The sequence below is a fragment of the Promicromonospora sukumoe 327MFSha3.1 genome (assembly GCF_000385135.1).
Taxonomy (GTDB): Bacteria; Actinomycetota; Actinomycetes; order Actinomycetales; family Cellulomonadaceae; genus Promicromonospora; species Promicromonospora sukumoe_B.
This window is the reverse complement of record NZ_ARQM01000005.1, coordinates 1-14,615: the sequence shown is the minus strand read 5'-3', so window position 1 is coordinate 14,615 and position 14,615 is coordinate 1. Positions and strand designations below refer to the sequence as shown.

General features: G+C 69.6%; 11 protein-coding genes. 8 read left to right on the top strand and 3 right to left on the bottom strand.

Annotation, left to right across the window (positions count from 1 at the left end; all coding sequences use genetic code 11):
- The first annotated feature begins 125 nt into the window (after positions 1-125).
- On the top strand, positions 126-1,517 hold the full coding sequence (locus H291_RS0102725; protein ID WP_020013447.1) for a dihydrolipoyl dehydrogenase family protein: 1,392 nt from the start codon (positions 126-128) through the stop codon (positions 1,515-1,517).
- A gap of 98 nt (positions 1,518-1,615) precedes the next feature.
- Here H291_RS0102725 and H291_RS0102720 read toward each other — a convergent pair whose 3' ends face one another.
- Positions 1,616-2,293, bottom strand: coding sequence for a sigma-70 family RNA polymerase sigma factor (locus tag H291_RS0102720; RefSeq protein ID WP_026365326.1), 678 nt, complete (start codon positions 2,291-2,293; stop codon positions 1,616-1,618).
- A gap of 639 nt (positions 2,294-2,932) precedes the next feature.
- Here H291_RS0102720 and H291_RS0102715 point away from each other — a divergent pair.
- Positions 2,933-5,725: a helix-turn-helix transcriptional regulator gene (locus H291_RS0102715; protein ID WP_084467658.1), complete on the top strand. Its 2,793-nt coding sequence runs from the start codon at positions 2,933-2,935 to the stop codon at positions 5,723-5,725.
- A gap of 353 nt (positions 5,726-6,078) precedes the next feature.
- Here H291_RS0102715 and H291_RS0102710 read toward each other — a convergent pair whose 3' ends face one another.
- Positions 6,079-6,789, bottom strand: coding sequence for an SDR family oxidoreductase (locus H291_RS0102710; protein ID WP_020013444.1), 711 nt, complete (start codon positions 6,787-6,789; stop codon positions 6,079-6,081).
- A gap of 63 nt (positions 6,790-6,852) precedes the next feature.
- Positions 6,853-9,675: a helix-turn-helix transcriptional regulator gene (locus H291_RS28355; protein ID WP_020013443.1), complete on the bottom strand. Its 2,823-nt coding sequence runs from the start codon at positions 9,673-9,675 to the stop codon at positions 6,853-6,855.
- A 210-nt stretch (positions 9,676-9,885) separates the two neighbouring features.
- Here H291_RS28355 and H291_RS0102700 point away from each other — a divergent pair, with 210 nt between their 5' ends.
- The 6 genes from H291_RS0102700 to H291_RS0102675 all read left to right on the top strand — a co-directional run bounded on the left by H291_RS0102700 (position 9,886) and on the right by H291_RS0102675 (position 14,615).
- The gene (locus H291_RS0102700; RefSeq protein ID WP_020013442.1) at positions 9,886-10,659 is read left to right on the top strand and encodes an SDR family NAD(P)-dependent oxidoreductase; all 774 of its coding nucleotides are present in this window, start codon (positions 9,886-9,888) and stop codon (positions 10,657-10,659) included.
- A 77-nt stretch (positions 10,660-10,736) separates the two neighbouring features.
- On the top strand, positions 10,737-11,045 hold the full coding sequence (locus tag H291_RS0102695; protein ID WP_020013441.1) for a hypothetical protein: 309 nt from the start codon (positions 10,737-10,739) through the stop codon (positions 11,043-11,045).
- An 81-nt stretch (positions 11,046-11,126) separates the two neighbouring features.
- Positions 11,127-12,407: a hypothetical protein gene (locus H291_RS0102690; RefSeq protein ID WP_198012387.1), complete on the top strand. Its 1,281-nt coding sequence runs from the start codon at positions 11,127-11,129 to the stop codon at positions 12,405-12,407.
- A gap of 143 nt (positions 12,408-12,550) precedes the next feature.
- On the top strand, positions 12,551-13,030 hold the full coding sequence (locus H291_RS0102685) for a peroxiredoxin family protein (RefSeq protein ID WP_020013439.1): 480 nt from the start codon (positions 12,551-12,553) through the stop codon (positions 13,028-13,030).
- A 58-nt stretch (positions 13,031-13,088) separates the two neighbouring features.
- Positions 13,089-13,415: a GNAT family N-acetyltransferase gene (locus H291_RS0102680; protein WP_020013438.1), complete on the top strand. Its 327-nt coding sequence runs from the start codon at positions 13,089-13,091 to the stop codon at positions 13,413-13,415.
- An 81-nt stretch (positions 13,416-13,496) separates the two neighbouring features.
- The gene (locus tag H291_RS0102675; RefSeq protein ID WP_020013437.1) at positions 13,497-14,615 is read left to right on the top strand and encodes an ABC transporter ATP-binding protein; all 1,119 of its coding nucleotides are present in this window, start codon (positions 13,497-13,499) and stop codon (positions 14,613-14,615) included.

The window sequence follows — 14,615 nt, the reverse complement described above, 5'->3', positions numbered from 1 at the left end:
ACGCTGGCCATGACGCGGCTGTGGCCGTCGGTAGCGACCAGCGCCGGGCGTGACACCAAGCAGTCCCCGGGCGGCCAGGCTGCGCGCCGGCCGCCCGACAACAGAGAGACCCAGGAGAACAAGCCATGGAAGACCTGACCACCACCCTCGACGCCGACATCCTCGTCGTCGGTTTCGGCAAGGGCGGCAAGACCGCCGCGCACGCGCTGGCCGACGCGGGCAAGCGAGTCGTCCTCGTCGAGCAGTCGGCCGACATGTATGGCGGCACGTGCCCCAACGTCGGCTGTGTGCCCACCAAGATGCTCGTTCACTACGCCACCGCACGGCACCTCAAGGACGATGCCCAGGAATACTTCGCCGACTCCGTCGCAGGGGTGCGTGCTCTGACCTCCGCCTTCCGCGCCGGGAACTTTGACGGGCTGAACGGCAAGGACACCGCAACGGTCATCACCGGAGAAGCGACCTTCCAGGACGAGCACACCATCACGGTGGGACGGGGGCAGGACCGCATCACCGTGACCGCGCCCACGATCCTGATCAACACGGGGTCCGAACCGGTCGTACCCGAGATCCCCGGCCTCACCGACAGCAGCCACCTCGTCAACAGCACCGAGCTGACCCAGACCTCGAACCTCCCCGAGCGTCTCGTGGTCGTCGGCGGCGGCTACCTCGGCCTGGAGTTCGCCTCCATCTACCGCCGCTTCGGCACCCAGGTCACCGTGCTGGAGGCCAACGACCGGCTGCTGCCCCGCGAGGACGAGGACGTCGCCGAGGCGGCTGCGGGCATCCTCACCGGTGACGGTATCCACATCATCACCGGCGCACGGGTCACCGCCGTCCGCGACGACGGCGCGGTCTCGACCGTCGTCTACGAGAAGGACGGACAGACCCACACGGTCGAGGCCAGCGCACTGCTGCCTGCCACCGGACGCCGCGCCGTCACCTCCGAGCTGCGGCTGGAGGCCGCCGGCGTCAAGACGAGCTCGGACGGGTCGGTCATCGTCGACGAACACCTGCGCACGAGCCAGCCCCACATCTACGCGCTCGGTGACGTCAACGGCGGCCCCCAGTTCACCTATATCTCCCTGGACGACGCGCGGATCGTGCTCGACCACCTGCTCGGTGGCGGTGAGCGCACCACCACCGACCGTGTCGCAGTACCCCGCACACTGTTCATCACGCCCCCGCTCGCGACGGTCGGCCTGACCGAGACCCAGGCGCGCGGGGCCGGCCTGAACATCAAGGTCGCCCGTGAGAACGTCGCCGACATCATCGCCATGCCCCGCGCCTACACCGTCGAGGAGACCCGCGGCCTGATGAAGTTCATCGTCGACGCCGACACCGACCTCATCCTCGGCGCGGCACTGCTCAGCATCGATGCCCAGGAGATCATCAACACCGTCGCACTTGCCATGCGCCACCACATCACGGCCACCGAGCTGCGCAACACGATCTACACCCATCCCAGCTCCACCGAGGCCCTCAACGAGGTCTTCGACAAGGTGGTCCGCGCGTAGCACCGTCGAGCAGGACAGCGCGGCGTGCGAGGTCCGAGGTCCATCGCGCGCCGCGCTGTCGTGGCACGACCAAAGTGTGCGAGCGGTCGTTCACACCGTCATCGTGCTGATCTCCCTGTCGAGCGACGTTGTGAGGTCTCGGGCTGGTCCGAGCGCGCTTCCGGCAGGTGGCCTGCCGCCACCAGAGCAGCCCGAAGCTTCTTGCGCGCATCGAACAAGACCTTGTAGAGCGCATTGCTCGTCGAGCCGAGCTCTTCCGCGAGGGCGTCCACCGGCATCCCGCGCACCACCGTCGCCATGAATACGATGCGTTGCCGCTCCGAGAGGCATCTGCGGACAGCGCTCGAGACCGCTTCGACGAACTCACGTGCCTGCACCTGCTCATCCGGTGGCACCTCGAACCTCGACACCAGGCGCGACCAGTCGTCCTGGTCGTACAGCACGTCGTGGCGACGCCACGCGTGCCGGTTCATCTTCGTGGCGACATCGAAGATGACGAACTTGCTCGCCCAGGTGGTGAACTTGGACTCTCCCCGGAACCGGTCGAGACGATCACTGATCGCCATGAGCGCGTCGCCCGCCGACTGGTGCGCGATGTCCTCAAGCTCCGGACCGAACATCCGCAGTCCTGGCGCGCGGCGCACGACCTCCCGCCGTGCCACCCGCAGCAAGAGGGGGTAGAGGTCCTGACATGCGATCTCCCGGTCGCGCCCTGTCGCGCCGAGGCTCTGGACCCACCTGCGGTTCTCGCCTTCGATCTGGAGGTCGACCTTCACACTCGCTCCCCTCTCTTGGTCGGCCACAGGCGAGCCGGCATCGTCACAGTCATTCGGGCCGGCGTGCTGCACGGCAGCACAACTGGACCTGCATGTCCAGATATTGGGACTTGAGCCGCTGATCGGTGGCTATTCTGGACCTTACCGTCCTGTTGTGCGCTAGATTTCAGGCCGAGCCCGGTGGAACCGCAGCCCCGGGGCCGGGAGCCGTCAGGACCTGGTGGGCTCCGACCGGACCGTTGCACGGCTGGCGGCGAGAAGACCGACCCCATCGAGCCACGACAGATCGGACACGGAGATCGCAATGCACCGGAGCGGAACCTCCCGCTCGAGATTCAGTCCGGAACCCACAGCCAGTCTGCGACCGGAGCGTGGCCGCCGGATCCCCTGCCGGGTAGTCGGGACGGGTAGTGCCCGGGACGGCGAGAAGTCTGTCGTGGCGCATCCGGAGCACGGCGTCGTGTGTTACCTTCGAACGACGCAAAGTAGTTTGCACGGATCGGCCATTCACGGACCTGCCGACATCGCAGCAGTCCCTCAATCGATCTCTCTCCTGCCCAGCAGCATCGCAAACTGGTTTGTGCAGGCAGGCCGAGTCGTCGGCTGGCAGCGCCCCTAGTGCGAGGCAGAAGGGCTGTTATGGACCGCTGGCGAAAGCCCTCGGAAGGCCGGTGGCACACCACACCCCTGACCGGGCGTCGAACCGAGTGCCAGGAACTCGACGAGCTGGTGAACGCCATCAAGCAGCCCGGCGAGAGCCGGGTGCTGGTCATCCACGGTGAGGCAGGCGTCGGCAAGTCCGCGCTGCTGGACTACCTCGCCGAACACGCCCCAGGGTGCCTGGTCGTGCGCGGCGCCGGGGTCCAGTCAGAGGTCGATCTCGCCTTCGCAGGCCTTCATCAGCTGTGCAGCCCCGTGCTCGGCCACCTGGACCGGCTCCCTGAGCCACAGAGCGAGGCGCTACGTACGGTGTTCGGGATGAGCGCGGGTCCACCGCCCGATCGCTTTCTTGTCGGCCTCGCGGTGCTCGGTCTTCTTTCCATCGCGGCCGAGGTACGACCGCTCGTCTGCCTGGTCGACGACCTGCAGTGGCTCGACCGGGAAACTGCCCAGGTCATGGCGTTTGTCGCCCGCAGGCTGGCCGCGGAGTCGATAGCACTGGTGTTCGCCACACGCGTGACCGACGGCGGTCTGGAGCACCTACCCAGCCTTCGGCTCGAAGGACTGACCGACGCAGCCGCGCGGAGACTGCTCGGCCTCGTACTTCCCGGGCCGATCGACGAAGCCGTACTCGACCAGATCGTGACCGAGACCAGAGGCAATCCGCTCGCGCTGCTCGAGCTGCCCCAGGGCCTGAGCCTGGCGGAGCTTGCCGGTGGTTTCGGGATCGTCGGGGCCGCGCTGGACGGCAGCATCGAGGAATCCTTCCGGCGTCGGGTCAAGGCGGTCCCGCGCGAGTCGCAGACGCTGCTCCTGCTCGCGGCGGCCGATCCGACCGGCGACTCCGGCCTCGTCTGGCGAGCCGCCCAGAGGCTGGGCATCGGTCCGGATGCGAGCGCCCCGGCGACGGAAGCCGGACTGGCCGCGTTCGGCGCCCGAGTTCTGTTCCGCCATCCGCTCGCCCGCTCCGCTGCGTACTGGTCGGCCGGTCCGCAGGATCGTCGAGACGCGCACCGCGCCCTGGCCGATGTCACCGATGAACGGACCGACCCGGACCGACGGGCATGGCACCGGGCGCACGGGTCCGCCGGACCGGATGCCGCCCTGGCCGCCGAGCTCGAACGGTCAGCGACCCGAGCCCAGGCCCGAGGCGGGTTGGGGGCCGCGGCCGCGTTCCTGAGGCAGGCCGTGGTACTGACGGTCGATCCGGGAGAACGAGCGAGGCGCGGGTTGGCTGCAGCTCAGGTGGCGCTCGACGCCGGCTCGTTCGACGAGGCTCGAGAGCTGATCGACCTGACAGGACAGGGTCGCCTTGATGATGTCCAACGGGCCACCGTCGACACGATGAGGGCAGAACTGTCTTTCGTGACCTCTCGCGGCGGCGACGCCCCGCGACTGCTCCTGGACGCCGCGCGACGGTTCGAGCGCGTGGACCTGGACCGAGCACGCACGACCTATGCCGATGCGCTGGTAGCGGCGATCTTCGCGAACCGCCTGGCAGGTCCTGGCGGCACCGTGACCGAGGTGGCCCGTGCTGTCGGTTCCGCACCGACGAGTCGACACGGTTCGGGCAGTTTCGACCTTCTCATCAACGGCACTGCTCGCGGCCTGTGCGAGTCCTACGCGGCCGGGGTGCCCGCTCTGCGGTCGGCGCTCGCCACGTTTGGCAGCGACATCTCGAGCGAGGAGGAGATGCAGCTGATGTACCTCGCGTGCATCACGGCGATCCGCCTCTGGGATGACGCGGCGTGGGACTCGCTGTCTTCTCGATACGTCGAGCTCGTGCGGACGACGGGCGCACTGAGCAAGCTCCCCTTGGCTCTGACGGCCCGCGCCCACATGCTGCTGTTTGCGGGTGACCTGCCGGGCGCGGCTTCCCTGATCGAGGAACAGCGGATCGTGACGGAGGCGACCGGTAGCGGCCTCACGCCCTACGGAGCGATGTGGCTGGCCGCGCTCCGTGGCTCCCGCCAGGGGGCGGAGCCCTTGATCCAGGCCACCGTCGAGGACGCCAGTCGTCGTGGTGAGGGGATCGGGGTCGCTTTCGCGGAGGGCGCGAGTGCACTGCTGAACAACGGGCTGGGGCGGTTCGAGGAAGCGATGGCGGCGGGTCTCCGCGCCACGGCGTACGACAAGGACCTCGCGGCGCTCAACTGGGTGCTGGTGGAACTGGTCGAGTCAGCCCTGCGGTGCGGCGAGACCGTGATCGCCGACGACGCCTGCCAGAAGATCGCCGAGATGGCGCATGCGACGGGAACCGACTGGGCGCGTGGCGCGCTGGCACGGACACGAGCTCTCGTGAGCACTGGTGAGGCGGCGGACCGTCTGTACCGCGAGTCCCTGACCCGCCTCGGCAGGACCCGCCTCCGCGTCGACCTGGCCCGGGCTCACCTGTTGTACGGAGAGTGGCTGCGGCGCGAACGTCGCCGGAGTGAGGCCCGCGAACACCTGCGCCAGGCGAGCTCCATGTTTGACGACATGGGCGTTGCGGCGTTCGCCGAGCGGGCGAGACGCGAGCTGCGGGCGGCGGGTGGTCCTGCTCCGCACCGTGACCAGCCCGGCCTCTCCCAGCAGCTGACCGCTCAGGAGGCGCAGATCGCGATGCTCGCGCGCGACGGCCTCTCGAACCGGGAGATCGCCACGCGGCTGTTCATCAGCGCGCACACCGTCCAGTACCACCTGCGGAAGGTCTTCCCGAAGCTCGGCATCACGTCGCGCAGCCAGCTCGACCGCGTGGTGCTGGACACCGAGGACCTCCTGATCGGCTCCTAGCTCCCGGTGGCTCCAGGTTCATCGGCCAGAAGAGCGACGATACCTGCGAGGTCCTGGCCGCATGCGACGCATGCGCCCAGGTGTCGGGCGATCTCGGGATGACGCAGGGCGGGGCGCTGGTCCTGCACGGACATCTCCGCGTAGACGTCCAACCGGTCCCGGACCTTGTCACACCCCGGGTCGTCAGGGTCGGGGCGTAGGTACCTCTCCAGGTCCCGCCAATGACCCCCCGGTACACCCGCATCGCCTTCCACGCATCTCCCCCTGTGGCCCGGTAGGTCGCTCCCGCGAGTCGCGGGACGGTGCCCCGGGCCCAGCATCCCACCGCGGCCCGATGGCTCGTCACACCGGTCTCAGACCAGCGTCTCCCCGCCGTCCACGGCGATGGACACGCCGGTGAGGAAGGTGGCCGTGAGCACGAAGAGCACCGCCTGTGCGATGTCGTCGGCCGTGCCCACCCGCCGCGCCGGGCTCGTCGCGCTCCGAGCGGCGAACAGTGCGGCTTTGGTCTCGGGCCCGAGCCCGTCGTAGGCACCGGTGTCGACCGTTCCGGGTGCGATCGCGTTCACCCGGATGGGCGCGAGCTCTACCGCCAGCCCCTTCGTGATCGAGTCGACGGCGCCGTTGGTGCCGGCCACCGCCAGCATCCCGGCGGTGGGCCGGACCGCCGTCGCGCCGGAGAAGAGCACGAACGAACCGTCCTCCGGCATCCGGGGCGCGAGGTGCTTGGCGAGCAGGATGGGGCCTATCGCCTTCGTGGCGAAGGACAGCGCGACCGTTTCGGGCGCGAGCTCGGACACCGCGCCCCGCGCCCGTGCGGATGCGGTCGTGACGACGTGGTCCACCGTCACGAGCCGCTCGGCCAGCGCCGCGATCGACGCCTCGTCGGTCACATCCACCGGCTCGACGGCGAGCTCTGCGCCGTACACCTCGCGCAGCGTGTGCGGGTCGCGGCCCGCGACGACGACGTGCGCGCCCTCGCTCTGCGCTGCCGTCACCACGGCACGGGCGATACCCGACCCGCGGCCGATCACGAGAATCTTCTTGCCGGTCAGGGTGCTCACGGTTCCTGCTCCTCCATCGTGTAGATCTGAACCGGTGATTGGTGTGCGGTGCTCGCGGAGTTCTTACGTGCCCGTCGCGTGCCTGCCGGATACCGACGCAGCTGCACGGTCGAGCACCAGGTGCAGCTCGGTACGCGACGTGATGGCGAGCTTCGTGAAGACGTTGCCGAGGTGGTACTCGACAGTCCTGGGACTGATGAACAGCTCGGCCCCGATCTGCGGGTTGGTGCGCCCGTCGCGCGCCAGATGGGCGATCCGATACTCCTGCGGCGTGAGGGTGCGGGCGGTCCCGGGACGCCGTGGTCGCGCCTTCTCGCTCGTCGCGAGCAGCTCGCGGCGGGCACGGCCGGCAAACGCGTCCGCGCCGATGGTCTCGAAGAGGTCGGTCGCGCCGCGCAGCAGCTCGCGCGCCTCGACCCGCCGGTTCTGGCGGCGCAGCCACTCGCCGTAGACGAGCTGCGCGCGCCCCAGGTGTACTCGCATCCCGGTGCGGGAGAGCCGGTCGACCGCTTCTTCGTAGAGCTCCTCGGCGGCCAGGTCGTCTGCGAGAAGTGCCGCCGACATCGCGTGGACGCCCGAGCCCCAGTCCGTGCCCACGGTGCCGGTCCTGTCGCGGAGCCGGACGAGCGCGGCGACTGCCTCCTCACGCTGCCTGCTGCGGGTCGCTGCCTCGACCAGCTCGGGGAGCGCCCAGCCCGCGAGCACGAGCTGGTCGGAATCGACCGCGTCCCGTACCGCGACGACCGCTCGTCCGTAGTGTCCAAGACCGTTGTACAAGATCGCCTCCGCCAGGGCCACCGCCGCCAGGCCTCGTTCGTCTCCCCGGTCGCGCGCGTACCGACGAGCGGTCGGCGCCCGGGCGCCGAGCAGGTCTGCTCTCCCGCGCCAGGCGGCGATCAGCACGGACGGCGTCAGGACGGGCGCGACCGCGCCGTCTCTGTTCGCACCGCCGGCACCGGTCAGTGTCGTCGTCGCACGCTCGAAGCGGCCACGGTAGAGGTCAGCCAGCGCTCTCTGGGCGAGGACGTGATCAGGCCTCTGGAAGCCGGCCCTGGCCCGGTGGCCTGCTACGGACGCGTACTGCTCGCAGCCGGCGCAGACGGCGTCCCACGCACGCTCGTCCCAGAGGTCGGCGGCCATGAAGCCGGCGAGCCACAGCCAGTCCCCCACGGCCGGGTCACCCTGCCGCGAGCAGACTGCCCCGACTGCCTCGCGCAGCAGCGGCACAGCAGACCTGTATCCGTCGAGCAGCCTGCTCGCCAGTGCCTCGAGCAGCAGGTCCACCGGCTCGGTCGATCCCTCTTCCACCTTGAGGCGCACCGTGCGCGCCACCTCGCTGGGCGTGGGGGTCGTGGCCAGGCGCCCCGTGGCCGCGCTCGCGACGAGCGCTTCGAGATACGCGGGGCGAGCCATGTACGGCCGGTGCCGGGACAGGTGCTCCGCGGCGTCCAGCAGCAGTGCCGGGGCGCTGCTGTCCCGTCGCACGGCGAACGCGATCCGGGCGCGCTGCAGCGTGATCTGGGCCGCACGTGACGGGTCGGGAGCGGCGATCTGGGCGACCGTCAGGAGGCGCAGAGCGGACTCCGTGTCACCGACCAGCTGTTTCGCGGTCGCGGCGGTCAACGCGCGTCGCGCCCTGTCCCGCGGATCCGTGCTGAGCATCGCGGACCGCTCCAGGAACGCGGCGTGGGCCGCGAGTCCCGCGCGGGCCCGTGCAGCGGGGGCGTCGCGCTCGAGCTGCTCCGCGACCCGGTCGTCCAGGCCCGAGGTCGCGAGCGCCTGGTGCCAGGTCCGCCGATCCACCTCCGACGCGCTCGTCGTCGCCTCGGCGAGCGCCCGATGAACTGCCCGGCGCTCGGGTAGTGCGGCCGCGGCATAGACCGTTGCCCGTAGGTGCGGGTGCCTGAAGAGGACGCGTGGCCCGAAGACGAGCAGGTCCTCGGCCTCGACCGTTGCGCCGACGCTGATCCCGAGCGTGGCCGCCGCTCGCCACACGGACGTCGGGTTGCCGGTCGGCTCGGACGCGGCGACCAGCAACAGGCGCCGTGCGACGTCGGGCAGCCGCTGGAGGTCACGCAGTGCCTGGGGGTCTGCTCCCCCGCCGTCCGCTCGTGGGGGCGGAACTGCGAAGCCTCCGGCCAGGTCGGCAGCCGTCGTGCCCGCGAAGGCGTCGGTCAACGCCCGCGCGTTTCCCCGTGCCTCGAGCAGGATCCGTTCGATGATCTCGGGGTCGGTCCCGTGCGGCGCCGCGGTCGCCAGTGCGAGACGTGCGTCGTCCGGCGTGATCGGGCCCAGATGCATCTCGGGCAGGTCTTCGAGCTCGGCCCGGCGGTACTGCTCGTCCTCGGAGAACAGGATCAGTCGTGCACCGCCCTTCGGACGTCGAGCGACAAAGGCCAGGACCAGCAAGGAGGCGACGTCCAGGAGGTGCGCGTCGTCGACGACGCAGCACACCGGCCGTGCTACGGAGATCTGGCCGAGCAGGTTCAGCACCGCGAGACCCACGAGGAACCTGTCGACCGGTTGTACCGCGCTCTCCCCGAACGCAGCGTCGAGCGCGGCGAGCTGACGAGGGTCCAGCGCGTGCGCCTCACTCATCAGCGGTGCGCACAGCTGGTGCAGGCCCGCGTACGGGAGGTCTCGTTCGGTCTCGACCCCTCGTACGCGCAGGACACGGAAGTCTCCGGCGTGCCGCACGGTCTCCTCCAGCAGGGCGCTCTTCCCTGTTCCCCGCCGGCCGTACAAGCACAGGGCCGAGGCGTCTCCCTCGGACACGTCCGTGAGGAGCTGGGCGAGACGGGCGCACTCCGCGTCACGCCCGATGAGGCGGGAGGAGGTCCGATCGGCTCCTGCGCCACCTTCGAGATCGTCCGGTGCCATGGTCATGCGGACCAGCCGTGCAGCGTCACAAGGCATCAGTGACCGGACGGCGCCTCGGCCTTACCTCCGCCCCCGGGGGCGTCTGCCCGGCGCCCCCCGGGGCCGGACTGGGCAGATCCCGGGGTCGAACGATTCCCACCCCGGCAAGAGTGCCATCAGGAGCAGGCACGTGGCTCCACTGTCAGGGGTTGATCCAGGAATCGATGGGAGAGTTCCATGACGCACAGATTTGACGGTCGCAAGCTCGTCGTCGTCGGCGGCAGCAGCGGGATGGGCCGCCAGACGGCCATCGACGTCGTACGAGGCGGTGGTACGGCGGTCATCATCGGCCGGAACCAGGAAAAGGTCGAGGAGACGGTACAGACCCTCGCCGGCGACGGCAGGGCGTGGGGCATCGTGGCGGACCTCGCAGACCGTGAGCAGGTCGCGAAGGTGCAGCACCAGCTGGCCACCGACCACTCGGACGCCTCCCTCCTGGTCAACGCCGCCGGCATCTTCGTGCCGAAGCCGTTCCTCGACCACGACGGGAGCGACTACGACGCATACCTCGAGCTGAGCAGAGCCATCTACTTCCTGACGCAGACAGTGGTCCGCGGCATGGTGGCCGCCGACCGCGGCGGGGCGATCGTGAACATCGGGAGCATGTGGGCTCACCAGGCCGTGGCCGCGACCCCGTCGTCCGCCTACTCGATGGGCAAGGCCGGTCTGCACGCGCTGACGCACAACCTCGCCCTCGAGCTGGGTCCCCGGCAGATCCGGGTGAACGCCGTCGCGCCCGCCGTCGTCGCGACGCCGATCTATCAGGCGTTCGTCCCCGCGGACAAGATCGAGGAGACCATCGAGGGCTTCAACGGCTTCCACCCGCTGGGGCGGGTGGGCTCCGCCGAGGACGTCGCGTCCGCGATCACCTACCTGCTCTCCGACGACGCCGGCTGGATCACCGGAACGATTCTCGACGTCGACGGCGGTGTCATGGCCGGCCGCAGCTGACAACCCGGGGCGGGGCCGGAGATCTCGGCCCCGCCCGACGACCGAAGCGGCACACACCAGGGAGAGGACTACGTCCGATGACACATGCGATCGACTGGACCCCGGTGACACGGGCCGACGTGGACCGTGCGGCCGCCGAGTACGACCGAGTCGGACCCCACCAGTTCTTCGCGGTCCACGGATTCGCCCCGACCACGACCTACGAGCTGGTGCGGGAAGGTCGCACCTACCCACCGAAGGCGCTGCTGGGCGCGGCCTACGAGCTCGCCACCGGACGGCGGCTCGCCCCGGAGGAGTTCGAGGGCGGCAGGGCCGGCGCGGTCAGGGTGCTCGAAGGACTCGGGTTCACCGTCCGGCGGCAGCAGCACGGGACGTCTCGCCCGTGACACCCATTCACACCGGGCCGGCCGGCCGGCCGCGTCGCCGCGGCAAGAACCAGCCCGCACGCCAGGAAGAGAGGACCACCCATGTCACCCGAGGAATCGGCGTCTATGACGCCCGCGTACGCCGTGCCTGATGCTCCGGCAACCGCCGGACACCTTTACCTGCAGACGAACGAGGTCCGGAACGCCGTCATCCACTACGCGCGCCGTACCGACGGGACGCTCGACGAGCTGGAGCGCACCCTGACCGGAGGCGCCGGATCGGGTGTGTTCAAGCCGATCAGCGGCCAGGCGAGCGCCCCCAACGCCTTCGAGGGCGCCGCGAGCGTGATCATCAGTCCCGACCGAGGGCTCCTGTTCGCGACCAACGGAGGGGACAACTCCGTCTCGAGCTTCGGCATCGGCTCCGACGGCAGGCTGCAGCTGCTCGACGTGCGGCGCACGGGCAACCTGGTCGACGGGCCGAGTGGCACCGCGAAGTCCCTGGCGTACGCACCCGGGTGCCGCACGCTGTACGTGCTGCACTCATTCGGACCGGACCACCTGCGCGCGATGACCGTCGAGGACGACGGCAGCCTGACGCCGCGACCCGAACGCCACACGGTCGACACCGCCGAGAAGCAGGGGCGAATCCCGACGACGGTGGTGCTCTCGCCGGACGGCAGGTTCCTCGTCGTCGGGACGACCTTCGACCAGCTGCCCACCGCGAACCCGGACGGCTCGCCCATCCTGTGGGTCGACGGCCCGGACGGAGTACCGAAGCTGATCGCCTCCAACGCCCCCGACCCGGATGGGCTGGCCGTCTTCGCCGTGCACCAGGACGGCACCCTTGACGGGCCGTCGTTCGAGGACGCCGGGTGCGGGTCCCCCTTCTACCCGGCATTCCTGCACGACCGCCCTGACCACCTCGTCATCGGTGCCGCCGTCGGCGACGGGGTCGTGCTGGCCCGGATCGACGCCGCGGGCCACATCACCACGGGCCCGTTGGTGCGCATCGACACGAGCGCCGGCGCTCCGTCCGAACTGTGCTGGTTGGCCGTGTCCCCGGACGACACGTTCGTCTTCGCCACCAACTTCGGCTACAGCACCATCAGCACGTTCAAGATCGAGGGCAACGTCGTGTCGGTGGTCCAGGACCCTGCGAGCCGCAAGGTTCCTGGTGACGGGACCTTCCGCGCGCTCAACGGAACGGTGAGCAGCGGGCCGAGCGACAACTGGCTCAGCCCCGAGGGCACTCACCTGTACCAGATCTACGGCAACGCCTCGAAGCTCGTCGGCTACGCGGTGCGTCCCGACGGTTCCCTGGACGAGATGACGAGCGCACCCATCCCGTACAACAGCCCGCAGGGACTCGCAGGCTTCTGAGGGGACGCGACGGGCCCTCCTGCGCGGTCGCGTCGTTCCCCGCGGCGAGGTCCGGACGCGCACCACGACGTAAGACACAGGTGCTCCGATGTCGCTAACCCACCTGACAGACGCTCGACCAACCAGATCACAAGGAGACAGCGATGCCGTTTCTCGGTCCCGGCGACTCGTTCCCCAGCCTGAAGCTGACCCAGCCAGGTGGACAGACCATCGCCCTGCCGGACGCGCTCGCCGGCAGCTTCGGCGTCGTGCTCTTCTATCGCGGGTCCTGGTGCCCGTACTGCAACGCGCAGCTGCGTGCCTTCCAACGGGCCGGAGAGCGTCTCGCGGCGGCGGGGATCAAGGTGGTGGCGCTCTCCGTCGACGACGAGGAGACGACCGCGGAACAGATCAGGCGGCACGGTCTGACGTTCCCCGTCGGGCACAGCGCCGATGCCGATGCGATCGCGGCCGCGACGGGAGCCTTCGTCCATCACGAGCCCGACTATCTCCAGTCGACCGGCTTCCTGCTCGATCCGTCCGGGAATGTCGTCGTCAGCGTCTACTCGAGCGGGGCCATCGGCCGGCTCGTGCCCGAGGACGTGCTGGGCCTGGTCCGCCACCTGAGCGACGCCGCCGGGTGATGAGCCACGGCTGCGCGGTCCGCGCGCGGCCAGGAGACCGGAGAGCCAGGAGACCGCGATGAGCGACACCGACAAGGACAGCCAGGACCCGAACCGCTGGGAGCTCCGTGACTCGATCGCGGACAGTCAGTTCGAGCTCGTGCGCGCGGGTGAGGTGCTTTCCTGGGTGAGATACCGACAGCTCGCGCCGAATCGCTACTTCCTCCTGCACACCGAGGTCGTCCACTCGCGCCGGGGAAACGGGATCGGCAAGGCGACGGTGGAGGCAGTGCTCCAGGAGCTGAGGGGGCGCCAGGCCAAGGTCACAGCGATCTGCCCCTTCGTCTCCGGCTATCTGACGCGGAACGCGAGATACGACGACCTGCTGGACCTCACCCGGCCCTGACGTCAGTACCCCTCACCCTCTTCCGGGTGAGACCACAACGGATCGTCCGGCACGTACCTGCCGGTGGAGGGATGTTTTCTCATGGCTACGGTCACCTTTGACCACGCAACCCGTCTCTACCCGGGCACGGAGGCCCCGGCGGTCAACGGCTTCACCCTGGAGGTCGAGGACGGCGAGTTCCTCGTCCTCGTCGGGCCCTCGGGCAGCGGCAAGTCGACAGCCCTGCGCATGCTCGCGGGTCTCGAGGACGTCAACGGCGGGCACATCTTCATCGGTGACCGGGACGTCACCGACGTGCAGCCCAAGGACCGCGACATCGCGATGGTGTTCCAGAACTACGCGCTGTACCCGCACATGTCGGTGGCGGACAACATGGGCTTCGCCCTGAAGATCGCGGGCACCCCGAAGGCGGAGATCCGCCAGCGGGTCGAGGAGGCCGCGAAGATCCTCGACCTCACCGAGTACCTCGACCGCAAGCCGAAGGCCCTCTCGGGTGGCCAGCGTCAGCGTGTCGCCATGGGCCGCGCCATCGTGCGTCAGCCGCAGGTGTTCCTCATGGACGAGCCGCTGTCGAACCTCGACGCCAAGCTCCGCGTCCAGACCCGTACCCAGATCGCGTCGCTGCAGCGCCGCCTGGGCGTCACCACGGTCTACGTGACCCACGACCAGACCGAGGCCCTCACCATGGGCGACCGCATCGCGGTCCTCAACGGTGGCATCCTGCAGCAGGTCGGCACCCCGCGTGAGATGTACGACCGCCCGAGCAACGTCTTCGTCGCCGGCTTCATCGGCTCCCCGGCCATGAACATCGGTACGTTCGACGTCAAGGAGGGCAACGTCAAGGTCGGTTCGGCCAGCGTCCCCCTGGAGCGCTCGATCGCCTCCACCATCAGCGAGGCCGACGGCGGCAAGGTCACCCTGGGCTTCCGCCCCGAGGCCCTCGACGTCGTCCCGTCCGGCACCTCCGGCTCGTTCGAGGTCGAGGTCAACCTGGTCGAGGAGCTCGGCTCCGACGCCTTCGTCTACGGCTCGCTCAAGGGCGACGCCGCCGACGTCGACCTCTCCGCCGGCGACACCAACCAGGTCATCGTGCGCATCGACCCGCGCGGTGTGCCGGACAAGGGTGACGTCATCTCCGTCGCCATCCAGGCCGGCCACTCGCACGTGTTCTCCGCGACCACGGGTGAGCGCCTCGGCTGA